Here is a 25,289-nt window from a genome sequence, read left to right as displayed (position 1 = left end):
TCATAATCACTCACGCTCCCCGTAGGTCACGCGCGGATCGATGTACGCGTACGAGATGTCCGTGATCACCACGCCGATGACGAACAGGAACCCGAGCACCATCGTGATCCCCATGATCAGTTGGTAGTCGAGTTGCTGGATCGCCTCGATGAACAGCCGTCCGATCCCGTTGATGGCGAAGACGGTCTCGACCAGAACGGCACCGCCGAGCGCCGTCGACAGGTTGAGCCCGACGATGGTGATGATCGGCAGCTGTGCCGACCGGAACGCGTGTTTTCTGAGAATCGTCCGTTCGGGAACGCCGTACGCGCGAGCTAACTTCACGTACTCCTCCTGGAGCGATTCGATCATCTGGGTCCGCTCGACTCTCATCAGCGTCGCCATCTGGAGCGTTCCCAGCGCGATCATCGGGAGGAGGAGGTGTCTGATCGTCTCGATCCAGTGCTCGAGGTAGCCGCCGTGACCGGCCGCTGCGGGCGGTTGCCACGGATACACCAGCCCCGCCGAGGGTAACACGCCGAGTTTGACCGCGAAGACGATGATCAGCATGATACCGATCCAGAACGACGGCGTGCTGACGCCGATCAGCGCGACGATCCGCGAGATGTGGTCGGTCGGCTCGTTTCGCCGTTTCGCCGCGATGACCCCGAGGGGGATCGCCGTCACGAGCGCGAAGAGATACGCCGATAGCACCAGCAGCAGCGTCGGCCCGGTTCGCTCGAGCATGAGCTCCGAGACCGGTCGTCGACGATGGATACTGTAGCCGAGGTCACCCTGCACGAGCCCGGTCATGTAGTTCCAGTATCTGACGTGTAGCGGCTGGTCGAGCCCGTAGCGCTGTTCGATCGTCCTGATGAGTTCCTCGTCGACCTCCTGGCCCTGAAGCATGAGTCGGACCGGATCGCCCGGTGCCAGATTCGCCAGGACGAACGTGATAATGGAGATCCCGATCAGGACGGGGATCGCCTGTAGCAGTCGATAGATCGTGTATCGGAGCAGTCCCATTCGTGGTGCGGTTACTGAGTCGCTGTGGTGTCCGTTTGCTATTCGGCCGACCGCGTCGGACGGCGGTGAGAGCCGGTCGCCGTCGACCTACTCCTCCTCGAGGGAGACGGTCGTCTCGTCGGAGACGAGTCGCGGGTTGTAGCCGACTTCGGGGTGGGGCTCGAGGCCCTGCACGTAGTCCTGGGTGGCGATCGTGTTGTGCTCGGAGTAGGCCGCCATCACCGGCACTTCCTCGTTGATCTCCTCGACGACGTCGATGTACATCTCGCGGCGCTCCTCCTGATCGACGCTCTCGCGGGCCGCGAGAATGTTGTCGTGGAAGTCGTCGCTGCCGTCGTAGAAGTGGCCCTGGGAGATTCCCTCGTTGTCCTCGTGGAACAGGTTGTACAGGTAGACGTCCGGATCCGGGCCGCCCGTCCAGCCGAGGATGTACATCTCGTAATCGTCCGCCTCGCCCGTGACGTAGGTCTCGCCGAGCGTCGCGAAGTCGAGGCTCTGAACCTCGGCGTCGTAGCCCAGTTCGTCCAGTCGCGAGGCGATCAGTTCACCCAGCGCGATGCGGACGTCGTCCGGCGGGACGATGATCGTCGGATTCCAGTCGTCGGGTGCAGCATCGTCGAGCAGTTCCTGTGCCCGGTCCGGATCGTATTCCGGCGACGCCTCCGCCCACTCGTCGACCGGGAAGTCCCAGCCGAGTTCGTCGACGATCGGCGGGATCGGCGACTCGAGTGCGGTCGCGCTCTCCCCCAGGTTCGCGGAGACGAACTCGTCGAGCGAGAACGCGTGGGCGACGCCGCGCCGGACGTCCGGGTCGGTCGTTCCGCCGTCGTTGCAGTTGAACGCGACGTACATGTACGACGGACTCGCAGCTCGGTGGACCTGGATCCCTTCTTCGCCCTCGATCTGGTCCCAGTCGGTCGGCGGTACGGTCGCGATTGCGTCCGTATCGCCGGCGAGAATCTGTGAGACGCGACCGGCGTCGTCTTCGGCGGCCTCGAACCGGACCGACTCGATCTCCGCCTGCGGTTCGTCCCAGTAGTCGTCCCAGCGTTCGATCTCGACGTACTCGTCGGAGGCCCAGTCCTCGAACGTGAACGGACCCGACCCCACGGGATCCGTGTTGTACGCGTCGGGATCGTCCTGCCGCACCTCCGCGTTGACGACCGAGACCGCCAGCTGGATCTCGGTGAACGCGCCGTAGGGGTACTCGAGATCGATCTGCACGGTCTGCTCGTCGACCGGCTCCGTGTTGTCCAGATCGATCATCTGATAGGTTGGCATGTTCTGGGTTTCCTCCTCGACCGGCGCGGTCAGCGAGTGGACGACGTCCTCGGCGGTAACGGGATCGCCGTTGTGGAACTCCGCACCGTCGACGAGTTCGACGATATAGCGTTCCCCGTCGCGCTCCTCCTCCGGTTCCCCGGTCGCGAGCTTCGGCTGGGGTTCCAGATCGAAGTCGTACTCGTACAGACCGTCGTAGACGAGGTTGGCGATCTGGGCGCTGTAGGCGTCGAACGTCACGACCGGATCGAAGTCCCCGTCCGGACTCACTTCCTGCGTATAGAGGAGGCCGTCGCCCCCGGATCCACCTTCCCCACCGATACAGCCGGCAACCACGGCTGCACTGACCGCTGCACCTGATGTAAGGACCCGCCGTCGCGTGGCGGTGAACTGATCGTATACCATCCTGTGAGTCCACGCCAACCACGTATATTGGTAGCGGGGAGCTAGAAACTGCGAAAGCGAATTTTACCGGATCCATAATCTTACAAATACCAAGACTATAATAGGTTCCAATGATTCACCGGGAAAACCCAACCGAACTGCATGCGCCATACTGAGAGACGGTGTACACTCTTCTCCTTCCGAGCCAGCTTTCGTGACTGTGCGGCACTCGTCCCCATCGATGGACAGCCCGCTGCAGACCGGTGGCATTTTTGTCATGGAGACGATGATGACTGGTATGAACTACCGGGCGGTCGAGACGGAAGCCGAGTATATCGCCCGCCTCGAGACCGGCGCCGACTGGCGGGCCGAAATCGAGTCGCTCGCGGACGAGATCGAGGCCGACGCGGCATGGTTTAGCGCCCTCGGGGCGGTCCAGGACGCCGAACTCTGGTTTTACGACCAGGACGACTGTACGTACGATTCGATCCGGTTCGACGAGCCGCTCGAGGTCGCCAGCTGCGTCGGCAACGTCTCCTGGTTAGACGATGAGCGCTTCGCGCACACCCACGCCGTCCTCTCCGATCCCGACGGCGATGCCCTCGCGGGCCACCTGAACGAGGCGACGGTCTGGGCGGGCGAAGTCTACATGCGCGTCTTCGCGGACGGTCTGGAGCGGGAGTACGACGAAACGACCGAACTGGACCTCTGGCTCTGACATGCGCGACGAAGACACACGGTACTTCCAGCGACTCGAGTCCCAGCTCGACGAGGCGTTCGACGTCGCCGAGCGCGCCAAGGAACGCGGCGCGGATCCCGAACCCGAGGTCGAAATTCCGGTCGCCAAGGACATGGCCGACCGCGTCGAGAACATCCTCGGAATCGACGGCGTCGCCGAACGCGTCCGCGAACTCGAGGGGGAGATGAGCCGCGAGGAGGCCGCACTCGAACTCGCGGCGGACTTCGCGGAGGGCCGCGTCGGCGACTACGAGACGAAAGCGGGGAAGATCGAGGGGGCGGTCCGGACCGCAGTCGCCCTGCTGACCGAGGGCGTCGTCGCCGCGCCCATCGAGGGGATCGACCGGGTCGAGATCCTCACGAACGACGACGGAACCGAGTTCGTCAACGTCTACTACGCCGGGCCGATCCGCTCGGCTGGTGGGACCGCACAGGCGCTCTCCGTGCTCGTGGCGGACTACACGCGCGCGCTCGTGGGTATCGAACAGTACTCGGCACGCCAGGAGGAGATCGAACGCTACGCCGAGGAGATCGGCCTCTACGACAAGGAGACCGGTCTCCAGTACACGCCGAAGGCGAAGGAGGCCAAGTTCATCGCCAAGAACCTCCCGATCATGTTGGACGGGGAGGCCACCGGCGACGAGGAGGTCTCCGGCTTTCGCGACTTAGAGCGCGTCGACACCAACAGCGCCCGCGGCGGGATGTGTCTCGTCATGGCCGAAGGGATCGCGCTCAAGGCCCCGAAGATCCAGCGCTACACCCGGAACCTCGACGAGGTCGACTGGCCGTGGCTGCAGGACCTGATCGACGGCACCTACTACGACGAAGCCGACGAGAGCGCCGACGACGAAGGCGAGTCCGACGCTGAGGGCGAGACGGACGATGACGGCGCCAACGGCGATGGAGCCGACGACGACGCTGCCGATCCGGACGGCTCCGACGGTCCGCCCCGCGTCGACACCTCACAGAAGTTCCTCCGCGATCTGATCGCCGGCCGTCCGGTCTTCTCTCATCCCTGCGCCGAGGGCGGGTTCCGACTGCGCTACGGCCGCGCGCGAAATCACGGCTTCGCGACCGCCGGCGTCCATCCCGCCGCGATGCACCTGGTCGACGACTTTCTCGCGACGGGGACCCAGATCAAGACCGAACGGCCCGGGAAGGCCGCCGGCGTCGTCCCCGTCGACTCGCTCGAAGGCCCGACCGTCAAACTGGCAAACGGCGACGTTCGGCGGATCGACGACCCCGAGGACGCCCTCGAGATCAGAAACGGCGTCGAGAAGATTCTCGACCTCGGGGAGTACCTCGTCAACTACGGCGAGTTCGTCGAGAACAACCACCCGCTCGCTCCCGCCTCCTACACCTACGAGTGGTGGATTCAGGACCTCGCGGCCGCCGGCGCCGACGCGCAGGCGATCGAAGACGATCCGCGGATCGACCAGGCGTTCCCGCCCGCGACGACGGCCCTCGAGTGGGCGCTGGAGTACGACGCCCCGCTCCACCCCGAGTACACCTACCTCTGGCACGACATCTCGGTCGGCGCCTTCTGCGAACTCGCCGAGGTGGTCGCCGACGGCCGGATCGAGGGCGATATCGGCGCCACCGGCGACGGCGAGGGCGACGGTACCACGCTCGTCCTCGAGTACAGCGACGCCGTCCGGGAGGCCCTCGAGACCATCGTCATCGAACACCGCCAGCGCCCGGACGACGGCCGGATCGAGATCGACGACTGGCGGCCGTTCGTCCGCACGACCGGCTGTACCATCCGTGAAACGGCGACCGACGGAGCCACGCTGGATCCCGACGCCCAGCAGCCGAGTATCGAACTCGAGCGCACGTGGACCGACGACGACCTCTCCGAACGCGCCGAGACCTGGGGTCACGAGGCCGCCGGCGACAACGCCATCGAGGCGGTCAACGAGGTGGCCCCCTTCGCGGTCCGCGAACGCGCGCCGACGCGGGTCGGCAACCGGATGGGGCGCCCCGAGAAGTCTGAGAGCCGCGACCTGAGCCCCGCCGTCCACACCCTGTTCCCGATCGGCGAGGCCGGCGGCACGCAGCGCAACGTCGCCGACGCGGCCAAACACGCCGAAACGATGTCGGACACGCCCGGCGTCGTCGAGGTCCAGATCGGCCGTCACCGCTGTCCCGACTGCGGGACGGAGACGTTCAAGAACCGCTGTCCGGAGTGCGACACCCGAACGACGCCCGACTACCGCTGTCCCGACTGCGACGACCGGATCGAACCCGACGAGGCTGGCCGCGTCGAGTGCGGTCACTGCGAGCGCGAGGCCACCTGCGTCGAGAACCGCGAGGTCGACATCCACGAGGAGTATCGGGACGCGCTCGAGTCGGTCGGCGAGCGCGAGAACGCCTTCGAGATCCTGAAAGGCGTCAAGGGGCTCACCTCGACGACAAAGGTGCCCGAACCCATCGAGAAGGGCGTCTTGCGGGCCAAACACGACGTCTCGACGTTCAAAGACGGCACCGTCCGCTACGACATGACCGACCTCCCGGTCACGGCCGTCCGCGCGAGCGAACTCGACGTCGACGTCGGCCAACTCCAGGCGCTGGGCTACGAGGAGGACATGCACGGCGAACCGCTCACCCACGAGGATCAACTGATCGAACTCAAGGTCCAGGACATCGTCCTCTCGGACGGCGCGGCCGAGCACATGCTGCAGACGGCCGACTTCATCGACGACCTCCTGGAGCAGTACTACGGCCTCGAGCGGTTCTACGAGATCGACGACCGACAGGAACTCGTCGGCGAGTTGGTGTTCGGGATGGCGCCTCACACGAGCGCGGCGACTGTCGGCAGAGTGATCGGTTTCACGAGCGCGGCAGTCGGATACGCGCATCCGTACTTTCACGCCGCGAAGCGCCGGAATTGTTTCCATCCGGAGACCGAGATCGTCTATCGCGAAGGCGAATCGCGGTCGATCTACGAAAAGCAAGAACTCGCGGACGACGATGCCCTTCCCCGAGCGGAGCAGCCGCGACGTGCGAGTATTCGGGAATTCGTCGAGGAACGCCTCGACGACCCCGAACGAGACGATTTCGGAACGCAGTATCAAGAGCTCACGGACGACGTCTGGGTGCTATCCTATACCGGCGTTTGCTGTCCGAAACGGGTCGTTGCCGTCTCGAAGCATCCAACACCAAATCACTTGCTCGCTATCACGACCGAAAGCGGCCGCGAACTTCGGGTGACGCCCGACCACACGATGCTTCGCTTCGACGAGGATGCCTCGGATAGCCTCCGTCAAGACTATTGGAAGGCGGAGAAGGTCCTCGCTCACGACCTTTCAGAAGGCGACAAACTGCCGACCCCCTCGCCTGCCGGTGATGCCCCTGTCGAAGATTTCCTCTTTAGCCCCGTCAAAGAGATCAACGATTACCCGCCCGCCGTTACGGATTGGGACACCGTCTCGAGCGTCGAAATCGTCACGTCTGATACCGATCACGTCTACTGTCTCGAGGTCGACGACTCGAATACTGTCTCAGCGAACGGAATCCTGACAGGGCAGTGCGATGGCGACGAGGACTGCGTCATGCTCCTCATGGACGGACTTCTCAACTTCAGTCGGAGTTTCCTCCCGGACCAACGCGGCGGGAAGATGGACGCCCCGCTCGTCATGTCCTCCCGCATCGATCCCTCCGAGATCGACGACGAGGCCCACAACATGGACATCGTCTCGCAGTACCCCCGCAAGTTCTACCTCGCCTCCCTTGAGCAGGCCGATCCCGAATCGGTCGACATCCAGATCGGCGAGGACACCCTCGGCACCGATGGCGAATACACCGGCTTCGAGCACACCCACGACACCACCGACATCGCGATGGGGCCCGACCTCTCGGCGTACAAGACGCTCGGCTCGATGATGGATAAGATGGACGCCCAGCTCGAACTCTCGCGGAAACTCGAGGCCGTCGACGAGACCGACGTCGCCGAGCGGGTCATCGAGTACCACTTCCTGCCGGACCTCATCGGGAATCTCCGGGCGTTCTCCCGGCAGGAGACCCGCTGTCTCGATTGCGGCGAGAAGTTCCGGCGGATGCCCCTGACCGGGGACTGCCGGGAGTGTGGCGGCCGCGTCAACCTCACCGTTCACAAGGGCTCGGTGAACAAGTACATGCAGACCGCGATTCAGGTCGCCGACGAGTACGACTGCCGTGACTACACGAAACAGCGGTTAGAAGTACTCGAACGCGCCCTCGAGAGCATTTTCGAGAACGACAAGAACAAGCAGAGCGGGATCGAGGATTTCATGTAGGACCTTTTGCTCTGTCGTTCGAGAGAGCTTCGCTCTCTCGTGATAACGAAAGGCGCGAAGCGCCTTTCGAACCACGGTCTGCCGCGACGGCAAAATGCCGTCGCGGCGTCCCTCGGCAAAAGCTCCACCAAAAGCACTCCTCTTTCCGTTACGGGACGCAAAGCGTCCCTTCACATCAGTCGTCGGCTCGCTCGCTCGCCCTTCGGCCTCACTCGCGATGAGCGTCGGTCACCCGCCTGCCCTTCCCCGAGTCGCATGACTCTCGTGTTACTCGAGCCATGCTCCCGGCCAGTTCGTTGAAAGAGTAGACGAAACCGATCAGTAACTGGCTCGAGTAACCCCGGGCATCTGCGCCTTCGGATACCGCGGCTTCGGCACGTGTCGGTAGTCCGGCAGCCAGTTTCGGAGACGCTCGTTGAATCGCTCGGGTCGCTCTCGAGGCGTCCAGTGACCGCAGTTCGTGACCAGGTCCAGTTCCGCGTCCGGAATCCGGCGCGCTGCGCGGGCCGACCACTCGGCGGGAACCAGGGGGTCCTCCTTGCCGTGGACGAGCAGCGTCGGCACGGCCAGCGAGTCGAGGTCGTCGACGAAGTTCGTCGCGACGCGGCCGTTGAACGAGAGCTCGTTGTTCTGGAACTCCTTGAACGCCTGAATCGAGCCCGGTTCCATGAGCTTCTGCCTGACGTCTTCGACGAACTGGTCGGGGAGTGCGCTCGAATCCGCGACGAGACTATCGAGCACCATGCGGACGCTATCGGTGGTGGCGCTGGCGGCGATCTTGCCGAACTCGGTCATCCCGGGCACCTGCGACAGGAGTTTCCACGGGAGGGCGTTGGGGAGTCGGCCGCCGAGTCCGTAGCTATCGACGAGCGCCAGTTGCTCGACGCGCTCCGGCTGTTCGAGTGCGTAGCCGAGCGCCGCGCCGCCGCCCATCGAGATCCCGGCGAGGGAAACCCGCTCGTACGGAATCGTCTCGACGAACCTCTCGAGGATGTCGACGTAGGTTTCGATGGTGTGCGTTACGTCGCCCGTACTCCGTCCGTACCCCGGCCAGTCCAGCCCGTACACGCGGTAGTCGTCCGACAGCGCATCGATGGCGTGGCGCCAGGAGACCGTCGCGTCGTCGATCCCGGCTCCGTGAAGCAAGACGACCGGCGGACCGCTCGTCCCCGCCCGGCAGTAGCCGATCCGGCAGTCACCAACGGTAGTAACGCCAGTTCCCGTCATACTCGAATCACACGAGTATTGAGTGCTGCTAACACATCAAAAACCGGCGGGCAGCTGATGGGTCCCTCGGTAGTGCGAACTGCAGAATACACCGTTTTCGACCGTTCTGGCCACCCGTTAGGCCGTTCACCGTCTCTCGACGGTGCGATCTCCTGCCGTCCCAATTGAAAGCCCCCTGATTCGACTGGAAGTGCATCGGCACACGTTCCAGTTGTGCGGTCACCTATCATCCTCCGTGGGTCTGAACTACGGATGTATATTGTTTTCTATTACCGTGTGGTATATTGGCATACTATCAGCACGAACCGGCGACGACGTACTGGCTCCGCATTTCGTATATTGATTATCAGTTTACGAAGGCGCTCTTTCTCGATCCGAAGAGACTCCCGAAACCACGTCATTCTATCGATTCGAACACCGTGACGGCTTTATAGCGCTTCGAAGCGTGAGCTATCGGTATGGCCACAGAACAAGAACCCCCACGACTCGGATTCGGAACCGCACTCTACACCGAGGACGGTGAGAAAGTCGGCCACATTCGGGGCTTCGACGAGGACGGCTTCTACGTCACCATTCGTGACGGCTTCGAGGGAATGAGCGTCGAACACGTTCGATCGGGCCACGAGTTCGGCGAGGCACACCTGATGTGGCGCTGTCTCGAGTGCGGCGAGATGGACGAACTCGATCAGGACCTGCCGGAGCGCTGTCCCTCCTGTGGAACCGAACGCGAGAACCTCTACTATTGGACCGAGGATTAGGACGACAACCGTTTTTACCGCGGTGACCCCAGGCTACGGCATGGAGATCGTCGTCTTCGGGGCCGGTAGCCTCGGCAGTCTCGTCGGTGGGGCCCTCGCGCGCGAGTCGGGACACGATGTCACGCTCGTCGGACGCGACCCTCACGTGAGCGCCGTTCGCGAGACGGGCCTCGAACTCGTCGGCGAGTTTGCGGCTACGACCGCTCCCAACGGGACGACCGACGGTTGCAACCTCACGGCCGACCTCGCGATCGTCACGGTCAAATCGTTCGACACGCAGGCGGCCGCCGAGACGCTTCGGACGGGCGCGTACGAGACGGTCCTCTCGCTGCAAAACGGCATGGGGAACGAGGAGACGCTCGCAGCCCACCTGCAGTGTCTGGTCCTCGCCGGCACGGCTTCCTACGGTGCCGTGCTTCGAGAGCCGGGAACCGTCGAGTGTACCGGCATCGGTGACATCGTCCTTGGTGCACGAGACGGGGGTTCATCGGAGCGAGCCACCCGAATCGGCGACCTGTTCACGGCGGCCGGTCTCGAGACCACCGTCGCCGACGACATGCCACGGCGCCTGTGGGAGAAACTCGCCGTCAACGCCGGGATCAACGCCGTGACGGCACTGACAAGGACCGAGAACGGGACCGTCCTCGCGGCCGAGGCGAACGACCTCGCTCGCGCGGCCGCCCGCGAGACGGCTCGAGTCGCTCGAGCCGACGGCGTTCACCTGTCGAACCGTGCGGCCGTCGACGCGGTGGAGTCCGTCGCCCGCGACACGGCGGCCAACACCTCCTCGATGCACCAGGATATCCTCGCCGAGCGACGCACCGAGATCGACGCGATCAACGGCTTCGTCGTCGACCGAGGGGAAGAGCTGAGGCTCGAAACACCGACGAATCGACTTCTCACGGCACTGGTTCGGACGTGGGAACGTGGACGGGAGCTTCGCCGATCGGATTCGTGATAAACCGAACGTGACGATACGAAATCGGTAACTGTCGGCCGATTCCCGGCTGTCACCCGCTGCTATTCGTCGCTCGTGGTGTCGGTTCGCGTCGCTACCTGCGGCTACGTGACTAGTGTGCCGGTCGAAAACAAAACTCGGTCGCTCGAGAACGTTAGAACGGGGCTTCGGGACCTTCGTCCGCGTCGCCGTCGTCGTCGACGGTTTCGCCGGGGAACGATGGGCTCATGCCGCTACCGCCGCCCATGTCTGCGTCACCCTCCATCCCGGTGTGGGCGTTGACCTTCTCGATTTCGGGAATCTCCTTGACCATCCGGCTCTTGATCGCCTGAATCGTCATCGGCGAGATACCACAGCCACTGCAGGCGCCACCGAGCGCGATGCTGACCTCGCCGGTTTCACGGTCGAGATCTTGAATTGCCGCGCTGCCGCCGTGCATCTGGATCTGCGGGAAGTTCCGACGCAGGAAGTTCGCGACGCGGTCCTCGAGGTCGTCCCCGTCCTGGGTCTCAGTACTCATACGATTCGCTTGGGTACGAGAGCCCCTAAACCTTCCGTCATCTATGTTCGGCTGGGAACACTTCGAGTCGCGACTGCTGACGATCAGGCGAACCCGAAGACGCGCTGGAGTTCGGTTTCGATCTCCTCGACGTGTTTCTCGAGGACCTGCTCGAACCGCTCTTCCTCGACGAGGACACCCGACAGTCGATCGTACGGATCGTCCGGCAGTTCGACGCGGAACTCTCCGTCCCCTTCGTAGAACGGTTCGCTCTCGTTGAGCACCTGCTGGTCGATCGCGTGCACGAGCTCCGAATCGTGCGTATCGTTCATTCGGTTGAACGCGTTCTTGTACGCCTGCTGGAGTTCGGGGAAGTAGTTCGCGTACTTGTCCTCGAATTTCTCGGGATCGAAGTCGGCCATACGTGAACCGAGGGCGAGCGGAGACAAAAGTCGGACGATCGGTCGGCAACTGTACCGCGACGCAGCGGTTGATTTCGATGTCGCGGGACTCGTTCTCAGAACGTGACAACCTGCTAACCCGGTAGGGGTGTCCTACATACGGACGATGCGTGCGCAAGCGGAACCAACACTCCCGCGACCATCCTCATCAAGGTACATGCCCCCGGACAACCCCCCCATTCCACGCGAGTCGCTACCTCCCGGGTGGGGGCCTGTAACGTTCTGTGACGGCGAATTTTCGTACCGTCACAGACAGCCGCCGATCGAACTCGTCGCGGACCGCACGGCGGCCAATCGGTCCCATCCCGGACTCGGGCTCAGCCGATGTTGGGAACTCCGCTACCAGTACTCGCTCGGCGAGCAGACGATCATCGAGTCGATCGGTCGCGTCTCGACCCGTCGAGCCGCTGTCGAGGGTGTGCTTCGGTGTATGCACCGCATCCACGAGTCCGTCGACGAACTGAGCGGCCCAGTCGAGGTACAGGAGGTCCTCGATCGGGTACGGTTCTCGGACGTCGTTCCGGACGGCCCGTCGCCGATGAAGTGACCGGCCTCTGGCTACTGACGGCGAGCCCAACCGATTCGATATCGCAGTATAGGGTATAGCCCTTCGACCATCTCGAGTCCGCAGACCAGCCTTCGGCGGCTGCTGACGCCTATTGAGGCGGTTCAGCAGCATACCCGTAGCGGGTGGTGTTCAGAAGACGGTGGCGAATCGCCGAACCGTGGATTCACCGCCTGGTGGCCGGTATTCGATGCGGAACGGTCGCACCCGGTCGATCGAACAACCTCGCACTCGAGGCTGACGGTATTCCGCCGACGGGAGCTCGGATACTGGTGGTATACAGCCACGGTCCTCCGTCCAGTTACGTTTGTGCCGAGTAACAGCCGTTCGGCCTGACCAGCATCTGGCGGTACGCGAACCGCGAACCCATCCGGTGCGGTTCGGACGTGGGACTCCTCGCCATCAGAACTGCATCTCTCGAACGACGACGTGACGCGCTGTGTCTCAGATCCCCTCTGGTGGGGTGGCTGGTGGGACAGAAGTCAACGTGTGTCTCCCCACCCTGCATCGCTGGTTCGTCGAGAGTGGAGTCCACCGAACGATGCCGTCCCGATGAACAGCAACGGCGGGAACGTTCGATTTGCGTACTCGATTCTCTTCGGTGTGGGTACTGCTATCTGTCTTCCTGACTCTAGTGAGTCTCGGTTCGCGCACGTGCGATAACACACAACTCTCGTTCGGTAATCGAGTACTGTGTTACAGAACGGCTGATTGCTCGCTGGCGGGTGCCTGTAGCCGACCCCGTCGTAGCAATGGGAGTTCGTGGGTCGTTCGAACTCGCAGTTGCTGTGTGGTTTCGTCTTCCCCTCGATGACAGACTTTCGAGTGTGCCACCGCTATCCGTGCAACCCCTAGCTGCGATCGCTCATGCGCGGGTCGTCTGGGACGGAGTATCCCCGAATCGATCGGTCTGCAGTCCCACGTTCCCGTCAGCTATCGGTCGGGTAATCAAGTGATAAACTTCATAGTGCGATATTGAATCGAGGGAATTCTCCGGCGAAATCACTGGCGGAGCGCTTATGCTCTCGTCGGAGAATAGGTACAGCACGGAAGCCACCTTGATGGTCCTATGACATCTCAGATTCCCTTCGCTATCGACTTCCACGTTCACTCGGACGATTCGTACGATGGCCACGAACCGATCGAACTCATCCTCGAGCAAGCGGCCGATATCGGCCTCGACGGGGTCGTTATCACCGACCACGACGAGATCAGCGAGTCGATCCGGGCCGCCGAACTCGCGCCGGAGTACGGCCTGATTGGCATCCCCGGCGTCGAAGTATCGACTCGACACGGCCACCTACTGGCGATCGGTGTCGAAGAACGTCCCGACCCCGGTCAACCGTTCATGGATACCGTCGAAACCGTTCGTGAACTCGGCGGGGTCGCGATCGTTCCCCACCCCTTCCAGCGCAGTCGCCACGGCGTCCGCAAACGACAGATCAAGGACGCCGACGCGATCGAGACCTACAACTCGATGGTCTTTACCGGCTACCGAAATCGTCGCGCTCGCACGTTCGCCCGTCGCCGCGAGTATCCGGAGATCGGCGCGAGCGACGCTCACTATCTCCCGAACGTCGGCAAGGCCTACACGGAGATTCTCGTCACACCCGATTCCGAGAACCCGACCGGAGCGGACATCAACGGCGATGAACTCGTCGACGCCATCCTCGAGGGTCGAACACAGATCCGTGGGAAGCGCACGCCGATTCACAAGAGTACGGTCCAGTACGCCAAGGGCGCGGTTCGCAAGTCGACGTTCCTGTTGACCAAGCGCGCGCCGCTGGTGCCGACGGTCCCGGCGTCGATGGAGCGGTCGGGCTAACGTCACGCGACGCACACTCGTTCAGGATAGCTGCTCGCCGACGATATCGTCGGCGCGTTCGATAAACGCCGCTTCCTCTCCTTTCGGTACTGTCGCACCCGCGGCGACGTCGTGCCCACCACCGTCGCCGCCGACGGCTCGAGAGGCGTCGCCCATGACGACCGAGAGGTCGAGTCCCTGCCGGACCAGATTGTGGGTCCCGCGGGAGGAGACCTTCACCGCTTCGTCGTTCTTTTCTGCGAACGCGAGGATCGGCTTCGCTCGGCTGATCCCCTCGTTCCCCATCGCCATCCCGGCGACGATGCCGACGATGGTCTCGCGGATCTTATCGCCCGCGTCGAACCACTGGAGGTGGTCCTCGTGCGTGACACCCTCGCGCGTGACGAGGTCGATTCCGTTCGAGAGGTTCCGCCGGTGGTCCCGGAGGAGTTTCCGCGCGCGCTCGAGTGTGTCGCCCCGATCCCCGAGACAGACCCCGAGGCCGACGTCGGCGCGTTCGTAGCGGGCGGTCGCGTTGAGCAGCGTCGAGAACTCGCTGGCGTCTCGGAGTTCGGTACCGACGGGCTCTGCGGACAGCACGTAGGCGGTACTGACGAGTTGGTCGATCTTGCTCGCCGGAACGCCCTTCGAGACGGCCCGTTTGACGAGTGCGCTGGCGACGGTCTGTTTCTCCTCGTTCGAGAGGCCGGACCACCGACGCCACTCGCCGTCTCGTTTCAGCTCGAGGTCGAGTCCGTCGAGGAATCGCAGCGCACCCCCTTCGTCGTTGGAGATGCCGGGAATGTGGACGTCGGTGGCGTACTCGAACAGTTTGGGGAGGGGACGGGTCTGTTTCCCGTAGAGCGCGAGATCCGTGCCGGTTTCGACGACGCCGGCCTCGACGCCCTCTTCGACGATCTTCGCGTTCGCGCCGTGGAGTTCGCCACCGGACGCCTGCATGTCGCCGACGGCGCCGACGACGGCCAGCGCGGCGAGGTCGCGGTTGTCGGTGCGGGCGTCGCTGGTACCGCTCGCAGTGACGATCCCGCCGTCGGACCGTGGGTCCGTCCATTCACTTTCGGCCGACGTCTCTTCAGCCGAACGCCGTTCCCCGTTCCAAACGTTCGCGAGCGCACGCGCGAGCACGTAGCTCGCGCCCGCACCCGAAAGTTCGGAGGCACCGTTGATCCCGAACAGGAGCGGATTGAGGTGGTACTCCGTCTCGCGATCGGCGGGCTGGTGGTGGTCAGCGATGACGGGCGTGAACGCGCCCGCGTCTTCGTGCTCGCCGATGATATCGAGCTGGCCGCTCCCGAAGTCCGTGAAGAGCACGGTGTCGTAGTCGGTTGCTGCGATCCCGGCGATCGCTTCCTCGTCGAGTTGCTTCTCGAAGACCGTCTCGAACGGAAGCTCGGCCCGCTCGAGCGCCTGGGCGGCGATCGCGGCGCTGGTCAGCCCGTCGGCGTCGATGTGGGAAGCCAGCAGCACGCGGTCGGCCTCGAGGAGACGGTCGGCGCATGCGACGGCTCGATCGGCGAGTTCTGGCACCGGCCCGGTCATCGGTTCATCGGTGGATGATGGGTCGGCATCCGGGATAAAGTTCCGGTCCCATCGTCACGCCGTAGCCGATGGGGTCCGGCTCTCACACCCCGATTAGCTCCGGCAGGGGTTCGCGAAACAGCAGCAGGAGGATATTGTTCGTCACGAACAGGAGGTAGAGGGCTACCACGATGCCGACGAACCGAATGTCCATCGGGTCCGAGAGAACGTGGCCGATCGCGACGACGAGTCCGGCGTAGCAGAGGGCCGCGAGGAGGACGCCGGGCAGTCCGATCAGCTGGTAGAAGAAGACGGTGACGGGGTTGAGTTCGGTCGCGTAGGGGACGAGAAAGAACAGCGTCGCTGCGACGGCGTCGATCGTCCAGAGGACGAGAAACGCAGCTCGGAGACTGACGGAGTTCGGCGGATCCAGGCTTCGCTTGTGGAACGTTTCTGCTGCCATAGACAGTACATAAAAGGAGTCTCACGGGTGTAGACGTTTACCTTGCCAGCTCTGGTTGCGAGGTAATCGCACGCGATTCGAACCCGGTTTCGGGTCGCTCGAAATCGAGCCGGCTACTCGTGAGCGCGTCGAACGGTCTCGAGCGTCTCCCGCGCGAGCGTCTCGAAGGTGGCCTCGGCGGCCACTACGTCGACGTCGATTCCGCGTGACTCGGCGGTCTCGGCCGTCGGCGCACCGATAACGCCGACGGTGGCGTCGGCGATCCCTGCGAGTGCATCCGCACGGACCCCGCGCTCGGCGGCCGCCTCGAGGAAGTGCTCGACGGTCAGCGACGAGGTAAAGCAGGCGGCGTCGAGGTCACCTGCGGCGGCGAGTTCGGCAGACCGGCCGCTGCCTTCGGGCCGTACCAGTCGGTAGAGGATCGTTTCGTGGACGTACGCGCCCGCGTCCTCGAGGCCCTCGAGCAACACCGGGCTGCCGTGGTCGCTGCGGGCGACCTCGACGCGCGCGCCGTCGACCTCGTTTTGGAGGGTGGCGACGAGCCCGCTCGAGGTGAACTCCTCGGGGACGATATCGACCGCGTAGCCCTCCGTGCGGAGCGCATCTGCCGTCGCGGGGCCGATCGCACAGACGGTCTCGCCGCTTTGCTCCCAGCCGACCTCGGAGACGAGTTCCGCACCCGTCTTGCTCGTGAAGACGACGTAGTCGGCGTCGGTTCGAGGCGTCGCCTCGGTCGGTTCGACGGCGAGCATCGGATCCGGTACGGGGTCCGCACCGCACTCCTCGAGCAGGGCGACGGCGTCCGCGACCCGCTCGTCGTCGGGACGGAAGACGGCGACGGTGGGTGTCTCGCTCATCGTGGATCCTCGCTGGCGTCGCCGTAGTCGTTCTGCAGAAAGTCGACCACCGACTCGCGGGTGCCGGCGACGTCGCCGATCACCGTCACCGCGGGCGGAGAGATATCCGCCTCGTCGCGCGCTTCGACGATGGTCTCGAGCGTTCCCGTCGCGACCCGCTGACCCGGCCAGGTGCCGCGCTCGACGAGAGCAACGGGTGTCTCGGGAGCCATGCCGGTCTCGAGTAAGGCCTTCGTGTAGTCGGGGAGTCGGCCGACGCCCATCAGGACGACGATGGTGCCGCCGGTGGCTGCGAGGGCGCCCCAGTCGACTGCGGACTCCGCCTTGGTCGGGTCCTCGTGGCCCGTGACGAAGGAGACGGAAGAGGCGTGATCGCGGTGGGTAACGGGGACGCCGGCGACGGCCGGAGCCGCGATGGCCGATGTGACGCCTGGCACGACCTCGAAGGGCACGTCGTGGGCCGCGAGATACTCGGCCTCCTCCCCGCCGCGGCCGAAGACGAACGAGTCGCCGCCTTTGAGCCGAACGACCGACTTCCCCTCGCGGGCGAGTTCGACCAGTCGCTCGTTGATCGCCGACTGGGGCGTGCGCTCGCCGCCGGCGCGTTTGCCGACGTCCTCGCGGCGGTCCTCGGGCAGCGTCTCGATGATCTTCGGCCCCGGAAGCTTGTCGTGGAGGACGACGTCGCTCTCCTCGAGCAGCCGATGGGCCCTGACGGTCAGGAGTTCGGGGTCGCCGGGACCGCTGCCGACGAGGTAGACGGTGCCGGGTTCGACGTCGGGACCGGCGTCGATGGGCTCGGAGTCGGTTGCCTCCGTCGACGTGTCCGTCTCTGCCATCTACTTCCCCTCCGGCTTGTCTTCCTCGGAGACGTCGTCCTCGTCCTCGTCGGCTTCCGTGCGCGCTTGCTCGATCAGTTCCGCCGCGCCTCGAGCGTCCAGATCCTGCGCGAACTCGCGGGCGGCCTCGGCGTGGCTCTCGATCGGCAGGTCGCGGCCGGCCGCGACCGACTCCTCGCCGTCGCGGTCGAAGACGCTGACGTTCGCGTGAACGTACTCGCCCTGCACGACCGCGTAGATCCCGACCGGTGCGATACAGCCGCCCCCGAGTTCCGCGAGGATCGTCCGCTCGACCGTCGTTTCGACGCGACTGCGCGGGTGATCGATCACCGACTGCATTTCGCGGGCCGTCTCGCCGTCGGTTGCGGTCACCGCCAGCGCGCCCTGTCCCGGCGCGGGGACGAACGCGTTCGTCGGCAGTTTCCGGTAGTCGACGTAGTGGGCGAAGCCGCTGCGCTCGAGGCCCGCCTGGGCCAGCACGATCGCGTCGTACTCGGTCTCGACCTCGCGGCCGAGGGCCTGTCGCTCGAGTTCCGAGAGGCCGTCGAACCAGTCGTCGACGGTCTGCTCGAACTCGGGTTCGAAATCGTCGTCGCCAGTATTTCCTTTTCGCTCCTTGTCCGCCTCCGTCCGTTCCTCGTGTTCCGCCTGCAGCGCGGGCGCGAGCAGTTTCTCGAGGCGCGTGTCCACGTTCCCGCGCAGCGGCTCGACCGCGAGGTCGGGTCGCTCCGAGAGCAGTTGTGCGCGACGGCGGAGACTCGAGGTGCCGACGGTCGCACCGTCGGGGAGTTCCTCGAGCGTCGATCCGTCGGGCGTGACGAGGACGTCGCCCGGCTTCCCGCGTTCCGGCACCGCGGCGGTCACCAGTTCCTCTGGCTGTTCGGTGGGCATGTCCTTCATCGAGTGGATCGCGCCGTCGAGGTCGCCCTCGAGGACGCGCTCGTCGAGTTCCCGGACGAACGCGCCGGTTTTCCCCAGTCGATGGATCAGTTCGTCTCTGATCTGGTCGCCCGTCGTCTCCACGGTGACGAGTTCGACCTCGTACCGTCGATCCTCGAGGGCCTCCCGTACCAGAGCGGCCTGCCGCCGAGCGAGTGTGGACCCCCGTGTCGCCAATCGAAGCGTCCCGCGCGTTCTCATAGAGATGAGTCGTCGCCTCGGGTATGAAAAGCGCACGCTTGTCCGACGCTAACCGGTCGGTCGGCGTATATTTCCGTTCAACCCGTCGCCGCGGTCGATTTTGGCACGGTGCGACCGACGCTACCGGTATATGTCTGTCGGCAATTCCGAGCGGAACGTATTCGGACGGATGCTTATATTCCCGCCATTCGAAGGATCGACCAGATGAGCGAAACCCTGTACGAGCGACTCGGCGGCGAGGACGCGATCGCGGCAGTCGTCGATCGGTTTTACGAACGCGTGATAGCGGACGAACAGGTCGCCCACTACTTCGACGACGTCGACATGCAGAAACAGCGCGCCCACCAGACCCAGTTCATCAGCGCGGTCGCGGGCGGCCCCGTCGACTACTCCGGCGAGGACATGGAGGCCGCACACGACGATCTCGGGATCACGAAACCCGACTTCGACGCGATCGTCACCCATCTCGACGCCACGCTCGAGGAGTTCGACGTCCCGGAGGACGACCGGCAGGCGGTCCTCGAGGCCGTCGGCCAGTATCAGGACGATATCGTCACGGCCGCGGCCTGAGTCGCGAATCGACGGTCAGCTGCTATCGGACCCGAGGCCTTTTGATCCCGTCGCGGGTATCACCACGCAATGGCTGCAGTTACGCTGGGTCCCGAAGGAACCTACTCACATCGGGCGGCAACGGCGGTCGCGAACGGCGACGAGATCGACTTCCGCCAGTCGGTGACGGCGATCGTCGACGCCGTCGCGGGCGGCGAGTACGATCACGGCGTCATCCCGATCGAGAACAGTATCGAGGGCAGCGTCACGGAGAGCCTCGACGCGCTCGCGGAGTACGACGTCGCCGTCGTCCGCGAGATCGTCACCCCCATCAAACACGCGCTGCTCGCCCAGGGACCGGAGTTCGACACCGTCGCCAGCCACTCGCAGGCGCTCGCGCAGTGTCGCTCCTACCTCGAGCGCGAGTACCCCGACGCCACGCTGGAGGCCGTCGCGAGCACGGCACAGAGCGTCGAGTTCGCCCGCGACGACCCGTCAATAGCGGGCATCGCCCACCCCGACAACGGCGGTAACGGCATCGAGGTGCTCGCCGAGGACATTCAGGACCAGGACTCGAACGCGACGCGCTTCTTCGCGCTCGCGCCCGCCGAAGAGCGCTCGAAGGGCGGCGGCAAGAGTTCGCTCGTGGTCTACCCGAACGCGAACTACCCGGGGCTGTTGCTCGAGTTGCTCCAGCCCTTCGCGAACCGAGACATCAACCTCACGCGGGTCGAATCCCGCCCGAGCGGCCAGCGACTGGGCGACTACGTCTTCCACGTCGATATCGAGGCCGGCCTCTACGAGGCCCGGACGAAGGAGGCGATCGAGGACCTCGAGGAGTTGGCGGAGAAGGGCTGGGTCCGGCGGCTGGGATCGTACGACACCGAGCACGTCGTGAGTTAGAAACTGACTGCTCGTGCGAGTCAGGGATTGACGGCTCGAGGGTGGGGGAATCGGCGAATAGGGGGAAGGGACGAGCCGCAGTCAGCGCTGTATCGTCGCTTCGGCCCGCACCTCGGCTTCGATACGCTCTTTCGTGTGCTCGAGGTGGCTCCTGAACTGCCGCCGGTTGTATCGCGCGGCCACGGGTTCGATCACGCGCTCGAGGAGCGAGTCCCCGAACTCGTAGTCGACACGGTTGACGATCCGTGTCCCGGCGTCGGTCTCCGAGTAGCGGTTGTGCGTTTCACCGGTCATACCGGGACTCTCGAACGTCGCGATCATGTGCTCGTTCGGTTCGACGATCGTCAGCTCCATGGTGCCGTTCATCGGGTAGCCCAGCAGGCTGTAAGTGGCGTTCATATGGGCGGTCTCGTCGGTCTCCGAAACGATCTCGAGGCTCTTCAGACTGGACATCGTTCGCGGCCAGTTCTTGGGGTCGGTATCGAACGCGAAGACGGTCTCGACGGGTGCTGCAATCGTTATCGTTTGCTCGAAGGTAGGCATTGCTCTCAACTCTCGTCACATCGTGCCACACACTCGTTCGCGATGAAAGATGGGTGGTGACTGACTGTCTCTCTATAGGGCACGTGAGATGATAAAGTAGGCACTCTCGAGCGCATTCAGTCACAGGTCTCGCCAGAAGCGGGCGGAGCGACGGGAATACTGGCAGTTCCGGACGCGAGCTACGGGCTGTAATCGGGCGACTGCGCTTCGATCGTGTCCGCGACGTTGCCGAGTTGTTCGCCGATCGTCGCGACCAGATCGTCGAGCGTGACGATGCCGGCGAGCGTGCCGTCGTCGTCGACGACGGGGAAGCGACGCGCGTTCTCGGCTTCGATCGCCTGCGAAACCTCGAGCGGGCCGGCGTCCGCCTCGAGCGTCGTCGGATCCCCCGTCATCACGTCTTCGGCCGGCGTCGAGGCGACGTCGTCGCTTTGGGCGACCTCGAGGGCGATGTCGCGGTCGGTGACGATGCCGACGGGCGAGTCGTCTTCGGTGACGACCGCGGCACCGACGTTGTTGGACGCGAGACGGTCCGCGACCGTCCCGAGTTCGGTATCCGGCTGTGCCGTTACGACGTCGTTCGGACCGAGTTCGCTGACGGACATGGTCACGAGAAGCCACGGCCGGCGACGGCTTCAAGAGCCGGCCTTCAACTGCACTCCCGCTCGAGAGCGATCCCGACGAATCCACACCGGACCACAAACGATTTTCGGCGTCCCCGCGGGAGTACGCATATGACACTGGACGAAGGGGCCGACGCCCCCACCGTGACCGCACCGAATCAGAACGGCGAGGCGGTTTCCCTCGAGTTCGACGAGCCGACGGTGGTCTACTTCTACCCGAAGGACGACACGCCGGGCTGTACGATCGAGGCGAACCAGTTCCAGCGCGAATACGAGACCTACCGGGACGCCGGCGTGGCGGTGTACGGCGTCTCGAGGGACGACGTCGACTCACACGACTCGTTCTGCCAGCAGGAGGGTCTCGAGTTCGACCTGCTGGCCGATCCGGACGCCGAGATAGCCGACGCTTTCGACGTCGAACTGCGGGACAGCGGCGTGACCACGCGAACGACCTTCTTCCTCGCCGACGGCGAGGTGAAGGCGGTCTACGACGGGGTCGATCCCGACGGCCACGCGCGCGACGTGTTGTTGGACGCGCTCGACGACGGACTGGTGACGCTGTCGGAGTAGTCGGTTGTGACCTCCCGTCGCGGGCAGAATTTATCCTGTTCGAACCCGTACCGGTGCGTATGCGACGAAATCCGTTCGAGGATATCGAGGAGATGCTCGACCGCGTCAGCAAGCAGGTCGAATCGGGGATGACCAGCGGCGGTCTGCAGGTTCCGGGGTCGGTTCCGGCGGACGTCGTCGATACGGGTGAGGAGTACCTCGTCACGGCCGATCTGCCCGGCTACGAGACCGACGACATCGAACTGACGCTCTCGGAGGGGACGCTGCGCCTCGAGGCCAGTCGGGAGGACGAGGAGGCCTCCGCGGAGGGTCGATTCCTTCGCCGCGAACGGACGCGAACGTCGGCGAACCGGCGCATTCGCCTCCCGGAGCCGGTCGAGGAAGAGGAGGTGTCGGCCGGCTTCGAGAACGGCGTGCTGACGGTTCGACTGCCGAAGGTCACCGGCGGCGACACGTCGAAGGAAATCGACATCGAGTAGGCGTGCGACTCGGGTCGCTCATCCGTTCCGGTCGGTTTTCGTATCGGGCGTCTCGAGGATGCGATCCCTCGCGATAGCGACGGCTGGTATGGAAAGCTATAGGGCGGCGACGCCCGGACACGCATACAAGAATGAGCGACGCGGGATACGACCACGCGGCGGTCGAACGGCGCTGGCAGGAGGCGTGGGACGACGAAGACGCCTATCGAACGCCCGACGACGTCGAGGATCCGACGTACGTCCTCGGCATGTACCCGTACCCGTCGGGCAAACTCCACATGGGTCACGTCCGCAACTACACGATTACGGACGCGTACGCCCGCTTCCGACGGATGCAGGGCGACGAGGTCCTCCACCCGATGGGCTGGGACGCCTTCGGCCTCCCCGCCGAAAACGCGGCCAAGGAACGCGACACCAACCCGCGGGACTGGACGTTCGACTGCATCGACACGATGCGCGACCAGATGACCGCGATGGGGTTCGGGTACGACTGGGATCGCGAAATCGCCACCTGCACGCCCGACTACTACCAGTGGAACCAGTGGCTCTTCTCGCGGTTTCACGAGGAAGGACTCGTCGAGCGTCGCGACGCCGAGGTCAACTGGTGTCCCCACTGCGAGACCGTCCTCGCCGACGAGCAGGTCGAGGGCGAGGCCGAACTCTGCTGGCGCTGCGATACGCCGGTCGAACAGCGCGAACTCGAGCAGTGGTTCCTGCAGATCACCGAGTACGCGGACGAGTTGCTCGAGGCGATCGACGACCTCGAGGGCTGGCCGAACTCGGTGCGCCAGATGCAGCGTAACTGGATCGGGCGGCAGTTCGGGACGGAACTGGAGTTCGATATTTCCGAGCACGGGTCCGTCGAAGCCTTCACCACCCGCGTCGACACCATCCACGGGGCGACGTTCTTCGCGCTCGCACCGGATCATCCGATCAGCGAGCAACTGGCTGCGGAAGACGACGAGATTCACCAGTTCGTCGAGCACGAAGCCGACCCCGAAGGTGACGAACCGAACGGCGTCGAGACGGAGTTGACCGCGACGAATCCCGTGACGGGCGAGGAGATTCCCGTCTACGTCGCCGACTTCGTCCTCTCGGACGTCGGGACGGGCGCGCTGATGGCCGTGCCGGGCCACGACGAGCGCGACCACGCCTTCGCGACGAAGATGGACGAGGAAATCGTGCCCGTCATCGCGCCGAAACCGGACGACTGGGACGGGGAGACGGTTCCCGACGCCCCGGACGTCAGCGAGGAGGCGTTCACCGACGACGGCGTCCTCGTGAACTCCGGCGAGTACTCCGGTCTCGAGAGCGAGACGGCTCGCGAACGACTCACGGAGGATATCGACAGCGCCGAGGAGGCGACCCAGTACCAGCTTCGCGACTGGGGGATCTCCCGCCAGCGCTACTGGGGCACGCCGATTCCGGTCATCCACTGCGAGGACTGCGGCCCGGTTATGGTCCCCGACGAGGAGCTGCCGGTCGAGTTGCCGGAGTTCATCAACACCACCGGCAACCCGCTGGACGCCGCCGAGGAGTGGAAGCGGACGACCTGTCCCGACTGCGGCGGCGACGCCACCCGCGAGACGGACACGATGGACACCTTCGTCGACTCCTCGTGGTACTTCCTGCGCTACGTCTCGCCCGGTGCGGAAGACGCGCCGTTCGACCTCGAGCAGGCTAACGACTGGATGCCCGTCGACCAATACGTCGGCGGCATCGAACACGCCGTCATGCACCTGCTGTACTCCCGGTTCTTCACGAAGGTGCTGGCGGACAACGAGGGCCTCGAACACCGCGAACCCTTCACGAACCTGCTGGCCCAGGGAATGGTCCAGTTGGAGGGCGAGAAGATGTCCAAGTCGAAGGGGAACACGGTCTCGCCACAGCGGATCGTCGAGGAGTACGGCGCGGACACGGCGCGGCTGTTCATGATGGAGGCCGCCCAGCCGGAGCGCGACTTCGATTGGAGCGAAGAGGGTGTTCGCTCGACGAACGCCTTCCTCGGTCGGTTGAAGGAGATGGTCGCGGAGTTCGTCGAAACCGGCCCCGTCGGCGAGGACGACGCCATCACCAGCTACGTCGACGCGGAGATCGACGCGACGATCGCCATCGCCACCGGCGAGTACGACGACCTGACGTTCAACCGGGCGCTGCGCGAAACCCAGGATCTGGTTCGAACGCTTCGGCAGTACGCCGACTACACGGAACCCCACGCTGAAACCTACGAACGCGGGCTCTCGGCCGTCGTCCGTCTGCTCGCGCCGGTTGCACCCCACCTCGCGGAGGAGCTGTGGAACGAACTGGGCAACGACGACCTCGTCGTGGACGCCGCGTGGCCGGCCGCCGAGGTCGACCGTGACTACGTGCGGAAACGCCGTCAGCTGGTGCGGAACACCCGCGAGGACATCCGCGACATCGTCGAGGTGGCCAGTATCGAGGACCCGACGGCGATCGACGTCGTCGTCGCGCCCGACTGGAAGTACGACGCCCTCGAGATCGCGATCGAGAGCGACGCCGACAACCTGATCGGCGAACTCATGCAGGAGTCACACATTCGCGAACAGGGCGACGCGGCAGCGGACTACGGCCAGGACCTGCAGGCCGAACGCGAGGCGCTCTCGATGACGCTCGGTCCCGGGGACGAACACGCGGCCCTCGAGTCCGCCGCGTGGCTGATCGAACGCGAGTTCGACGCGCCGGTGTCGGTCGTCCACGCCGACGAAGCCGACGACAGCGTGCGCAAGAACGCCGAACCCGGCCGGCCGGCGATCGAGATCGACGACTAACTGCGGTCGAGTCGAGTGGCAGGTCGGACACCGAGGGAGAC

General features: G+C 64.6%; 23 protein-coding genes. 11 read left to right on the top strand and 12 right to left on the bottom strand.

The annotated features are described in order from the left end of the window. Nucleotides 1–6 precede the first annotated feature (6 nt). Complete coding sequence (locus ACSFC7_RS02655) at nucleotides 7–1,005, bottom strand: ABC transporter permease (RefSeq protein ID WP_436346217.1); 999 nt, start codon at nucleotides 1,003–1,005, stop codon at nucleotides 7–9. Between the two features lie 87 nt (nucleotides 1,006–1,092). Beyond that, nucleotides 1,093–2,691 carry an ABC transporter substrate-binding protein gene (locus tag ACSFC7_RS02650; protein WP_436346216.1) on the bottom strand — a complete coding sequence of 533 codons (1,599 nt, stop codon included), beginning with the start codon at nucleotides 2,689–2,691 and terminating at the stop codon, nucleotides 1,093–1,095. A 277-nt stretch (nucleotides 2,692–2,968) separates the two neighbouring features. Between ACSFC7_RS02650 and ACSFC7_RS02645 the strand changes: the two genes are divergently transcribed. Beyond that, the gene (locus tag ACSFC7_RS02645; protein WP_436346215.1) at nucleotides 2,969–3,388 is read left to right on the top strand and encodes a PPC domain-containing DNA-binding protein; all 420 of its coding nucleotides are present in this window, start codon (nucleotides 2,969–2,971) and stop codon (nucleotides 3,386–3,388) included. A 1-nt stretch (nucleotide 3,389) separates the two neighbouring features. Then, complete coding sequence (locus tag ACSFC7_RS02640) at nucleotides 3,390–7,682, top strand: DNA-directed DNA polymerase II large subunit (RefSeq protein ID WP_436346214.1); 4,293 nt, start codon at nucleotides 3,390–3,392, stop codon at nucleotides 7,680–7,682. Between the two features lie 318 nt (nucleotides 7,683–8,000). Here the strand turns inward: ACSFC7_RS02640 and ACSFC7_RS02635 are convergent, their stop codons facing one another. Then, on the bottom strand, nucleotides 8,001–8,909 hold the full coding sequence (locus ACSFC7_RS02635; protein WP_436346213.1) for an alpha/beta fold hydrolase: 909 nt from the start codon (nucleotides 8,907–8,909) through the stop codon (nucleotides 8,001–8,003). A gap of 458 nt (nucleotides 8,910–9,367) precedes the next feature. Between ACSFC7_RS02635 and ACSFC7_RS02630 the strand changes: the two genes are divergently transcribed. Together ACSFC7_RS02630 and ACSFC7_RS02625 are read left to right on the top strand one after the other, a co-directional pair. Beyond that, nucleotides 9,368–9,667 carry a DUF7130 family rubredoxin-like protein gene (locus ACSFC7_RS02630; protein WP_436346212.1) on the top strand — a complete coding sequence of 100 codons (300 nt, stop codon included), beginning with the start codon at nucleotides 9,368–9,370 and terminating at the stop codon, nucleotides 9,665–9,667. A 40-nt stretch (nucleotides 9,668–9,707) separates the two neighbouring features. Next, nucleotides 9,708–10,625: a ketopantoate reductase family protein gene (locus ACSFC7_RS02625; protein ID WP_436346211.1), complete on the top strand. Its 918-nt coding sequence runs from the start codon at nucleotides 9,708–9,710 to the stop codon at nucleotides 10,623–10,625. A 154-nt stretch (nucleotides 10,626–10,779) separates the two neighbouring features. Here ACSFC7_RS02625 and ACSFC7_RS02620 read toward each other — a convergent pair whose 3' ends face one another. Continuing rightward, the gene (locus ACSFC7_RS02620) at nucleotides 10,780–11,145 is read right to left on the bottom strand and encodes a NifU family protein (protein WP_436346210.1); all 366 of its coding nucleotides are present in this window, start codon (nucleotides 11,143–11,145) and stop codon (nucleotides 10,780–10,782) included. Nucleotides 11,146–11,228: 83 nt separating this feature from the next. After that, nucleotides 11,229–11,546, bottom strand: coding sequence for a DUF5783 family protein (locus tag ACSFC7_RS02615; protein ID WP_436346209.1), 318 nt, complete (start codon nucleotides 11,544–11,546; stop codon nucleotides 11,229–11,231). A 196-nt stretch (nucleotides 11,547–11,742) separates the two neighbouring features. Here ACSFC7_RS02615 and ACSFC7_RS02610 point away from each other — a divergent pair, with 196 nt between their 5' ends. Next, on the top strand, nucleotides 11,743–12,132 hold the full coding sequence (locus ACSFC7_RS02610) for a hypothetical protein (protein ID WP_436346208.1): 390 nt from the start codon (nucleotides 11,743–11,745) through the stop codon (nucleotides 12,130–12,132). A 1,087-nt stretch (nucleotides 12,133–13,219) separates the two neighbouring features. Further along, a complete protein-coding gene (locus ACSFC7_RS02605) occupies nucleotides 13,220–13,975 on the top strand; it encodes a PHP-associated domain-containing protein (protein ID WP_436346207.1) in 756 nt (251 codons plus the stop codon). 21 nt (nucleotides 13,976–13,996) lie between these two features. Here the strand turns inward: ACSFC7_RS02605 and ACSFC7_RS02600 are convergent, their stop codons facing one another. The 5 genes from ACSFC7_RS02600 to hemC form a co-directional block, all read right to left on the bottom strand. Beyond that, nucleotides 13,997–15,514: a DHH family phosphoesterase gene (locus ACSFC7_RS02600; RefSeq protein WP_436346206.1), complete on the bottom strand. Its 1,518-nt coding sequence runs from the start codon at nucleotides 15,512–15,514 to the stop codon at nucleotides 13,997–13,999. Between the two features lie 82 nt (nucleotides 15,515–15,596). Beyond that, on the bottom strand, nucleotides 15,597–15,956 hold the full coding sequence (locus ACSFC7_RS02595; RefSeq protein WP_436346205.1) for a hypothetical protein: 360 nt from the start codon (nucleotides 15,954–15,956) through the stop codon (nucleotides 15,597–15,599). Between the two features lie 113 nt (nucleotides 15,957–16,069). Next, nucleotides 16,070–16,813, bottom strand: coding sequence for a uroporphyrinogen-III synthase (locus ACSFC7_RS02590; RefSeq protein WP_436346204.1), 744 nt, complete (start codon nucleotides 16,811–16,813; stop codon nucleotides 16,070–16,072). Then, complete coding sequence (cobA, locus tag ACSFC7_RS02585; protein WP_436346203.1) at nucleotides 16,810–17,652, bottom strand: uroporphyrinogen-III C-methyltransferase; 843 nt, start codon at nucleotides 17,650–17,652, stop codon at nucleotides 16,810–16,812. Before cobA ends, ACSFC7_RS02590 begins: the two co-directional genes overlap by 4 nt. After that, nucleotides 17,653–18,792, bottom strand: a complete 1,140-nt coding sequence (gene hemC, locus ACSFC7_RS02580) for a hydroxymethylbilane synthase (RefSeq protein ID WP_436346202.1) — start codon at nucleotides 18,790–18,792, stop codon at nucleotides 17,653–17,655. 204 nt (nucleotides 18,793–18,996) lie between these two features. Here hemC and ACSFC7_RS02575 point away from each other — a divergent pair, with 204 nt between their 5' ends. Then, entirely contained in the window at nucleotides 18,997–19,362 is a 366-nt protein-coding gene (locus ACSFC7_RS02575; RefSeq protein ID WP_436346201.1) for a group I truncated hemoglobin, read from the top strand. 69 nt (nucleotides 19,363–19,431) lie between these two features. Beyond that, complete coding sequence (pheA, locus tag ACSFC7_RS02570; protein WP_436346200.1) at nucleotides 19,432–20,244, top strand: prephenate dehydratase; 813 nt, start codon at nucleotides 19,432–19,434, stop codon at nucleotides 20,242–20,244. A gap of 81 nt (nucleotides 20,245–20,325) precedes the next feature. Here the strand turns inward: pheA and ACSFC7_RS02565 are convergent, their stop codons facing one another. Together ACSFC7_RS02565 and ACSFC7_RS02560 are read right to left on the bottom strand one after the other, a co-directional pair. Next, nucleotides 20,326–20,787, bottom strand: a complete 462-nt coding sequence (locus ACSFC7_RS02565) for an SRPBCC family protein (protein WP_436346199.1) — start codon at nucleotides 20,785–20,787, stop codon at nucleotides 20,326–20,328. A gap of 179 nt (nucleotides 20,788–20,966) precedes the next feature. Further along, complete coding sequence (locus ACSFC7_RS02560) at nucleotides 20,967–21,392, bottom strand: CBS domain-containing protein (protein WP_436346198.1); 426 nt, start codon at nucleotides 21,390–21,392, stop codon at nucleotides 20,967–20,969. A 129-nt stretch (nucleotides 21,393–21,521) separates the two neighbouring features. Here ACSFC7_RS02560 and ACSFC7_RS02555 point away from each other — a divergent pair, with 129 nt between their 5' ends. The 3 genes from ACSFC7_RS02555 to leuS all read left to right on the top strand — a co-directional run bounded on the left by ACSFC7_RS02555 (nucleotide 21,522) and on the right by leuS (nucleotide 25,248). Continuing rightward, nucleotides 21,522–21,980 carry a peroxiredoxin gene (locus ACSFC7_RS02555; RefSeq protein ID WP_436346197.1) on the top strand — a complete coding sequence of 153 codons (459 nt, stop codon included), beginning with the start codon at nucleotides 21,522–21,524 and terminating at the stop codon, nucleotides 21,978–21,980. Nucleotides 21,981–22,039: 59 nt separating this feature from the next. Next, nucleotides 22,040–22,459 carry an Hsp20/alpha crystallin family protein gene (locus ACSFC7_RS02550; protein WP_436346196.1) on the top strand — a complete coding sequence of 140 codons (420 nt, stop codon included), beginning with the start codon at nucleotides 22,040–22,042 and terminating at the stop codon, nucleotides 22,457–22,459. Between the two features lie 131 nt (nucleotides 22,460–22,590). After that, the gene (gene leuS, locus ACSFC7_RS02545; protein ID WP_436346195.1) at nucleotides 22,591–25,248 is read left to right on the top strand and encodes a leucine--tRNA ligase; all 2,658 of its coding nucleotides are present in this window, start codon (nucleotides 22,591–22,593) and stop codon (nucleotides 25,246–25,248) included. Nucleotides 25,249–25,289: the final 41 nt, after the last annotated feature.

The organism is Natronorubrum halobium (genome assembly GCF_051351675.1).
Taxonomy (GTDB): domain Archaea; phylum Halobacteriota; class Halobacteria; order Halobacteriales; family Natrialbaceae; genus Natronorubrum.
This window is presented reverse-complemented; position numbering and strand designations above follow the sequence as displayed.

Bases quoted from the DNA above. Each gene is read 5' to 3' on its own strand.
- ACSFC7_RS02655 (WP_436346217.1), bottom strand. From the start codon at position 1,005: ATGGGACTGCTCCGATACACGATCTATCGACTGCTACAGGCGATCCCC.
- ACSFC7_RS02650 (WP_436346216.1), bottom strand. From the start codon at position 2,691: ATGGTATACGATCAGTTCACCGCCACGCGACGGCGGGTCCTTACATCA.
- ACSFC7_RS02645 (WP_436346215.1), top strand. From the start codon at position 2,969: ATGAACTACCGGGCGGTCGAGACGGAAGCCGAGTATATCGCCCGCCTC.
- ACSFC7_RS02640 (WP_436346214.1), top strand. From the start codon at position 3,390: ATGCGCGACGAAGACACACGGTACTTCCAGCGACTCGAGTCCCAGCTC.
- ACSFC7_RS02635 (WP_436346213.1), bottom strand. From the start codon at position 8,909: ATGACGGGAACTGGCGTTACTACCGTTGGTGACTGCCGGATCGGCTAC.
- ACSFC7_RS02630 (WP_436346212.1), top strand. From the start codon at position 9,368: ATGGCCACAGAACAAGAACCCCCACGACTCGGATTCGGAACCGCACTC.
- ACSFC7_RS02625 (WP_436346211.1), top strand. From the start codon at position 9,708: ATGGAGATCGTCGTCTTCGGGGCCGGTAGCCTCGGCAGTCTCGTCGGT.
- ACSFC7_RS02620 (WP_436346210.1), bottom strand. From the start codon at position 11,145: ATGAGTACTGAGACCCAGGACGGGGACGACCTCGAGGACCGCGTCGCG.
- ACSFC7_RS02615 (WP_436346209.1), bottom strand. From the start codon at position 11,546: ATGGCCGACTTCGATCCCGAGAAATTCGAGGACAAGTACGCGAACTAC.
- ACSFC7_RS02610 (WP_436346208.1), top strand. From the start codon at position 11,743: ATGCCCCCGGACAACCCCCCCATTCCACGCGAGTCGCTACCTCCCGGG.
- ACSFC7_RS02605 (WP_436346207.1), top strand. From the start codon at position 13,220: ATGACATCTCAGATTCCCTTCGCTATCGACTTCCACGTTCACTCGGAC.
- ACSFC7_RS02600 (WP_436346206.1), bottom strand. From the start codon at position 15,514: ATGACCGGGCCGGTGCCAGAACTCGCCGATCGAGCCGTCGCATGCGCC.
- ACSFC7_RS02595 (WP_436346205.1), bottom strand. From the start codon at position 15,956: ATGGCAGCAGAAACGTTCCACAAGCGAAGCCTGGATCCGCCGAACTCC.
- ACSFC7_RS02590 (WP_436346204.1), bottom strand. From the start codon at position 16,813: ATGAGCGAGACACCCACCGTCGCCGTCTTCCGTCCCGACGACGAGCGG.
- cobA (WP_436346203.1), bottom strand. From the start codon at position 17,652: ATGGCAGAGACGGACACGTCGACGGAGGCAACCGACTCCGAGCCCATC.
- hemC (WP_436346202.1), bottom strand. From the start codon at position 18,792: ATGAGAACGCGCGGGACGCTTCGATTGGCGACACGGGGGTCCACACTC.
- ACSFC7_RS02575 (WP_436346201.1), top strand. From the start codon at position 18,997: ATGAGCGAAACCCTGTACGAGCGACTCGGCGGCGAGGACGCGATCGCG.
- pheA (WP_436346200.1), top strand. From the start codon at position 19,432: ATGGCTGCAGTTACGCTGGGTCCCGAAGGAACCTACTCACATCGGGCG.
- ACSFC7_RS02565 (WP_436346199.1), bottom strand. From the start codon at position 20,787: ATGCCTACCTTCGAGCAAACGATAACGATTGCAGCACCCGTCGAGACC.
- ACSFC7_RS02560 (WP_436346198.1), bottom strand. From the start codon at position 21,392: ATGTCCGTCAGCGAACTCGGTCCGAACGACGTCGTAACGGCACAGCCG.
- ACSFC7_RS02555 (WP_436346197.1), top strand. From the start codon at position 21,522: ATGACACTGGACGAAGGGGCCGACGCCCCCACCGTGACCGCACCGAAT.
- ACSFC7_RS02550 (WP_436346196.1), top strand. From the start codon at position 22,040: ATGCGACGAAATCCGTTCGAGGATATCGAGGAGATGCTCGACCGCGTC.
- leuS (WP_436346195.1), top strand. From the start codon at position 22,591: ATGAGCGACGCGGGATACGACCACGCGGCGGTCGAACGGCGCTGGCAG.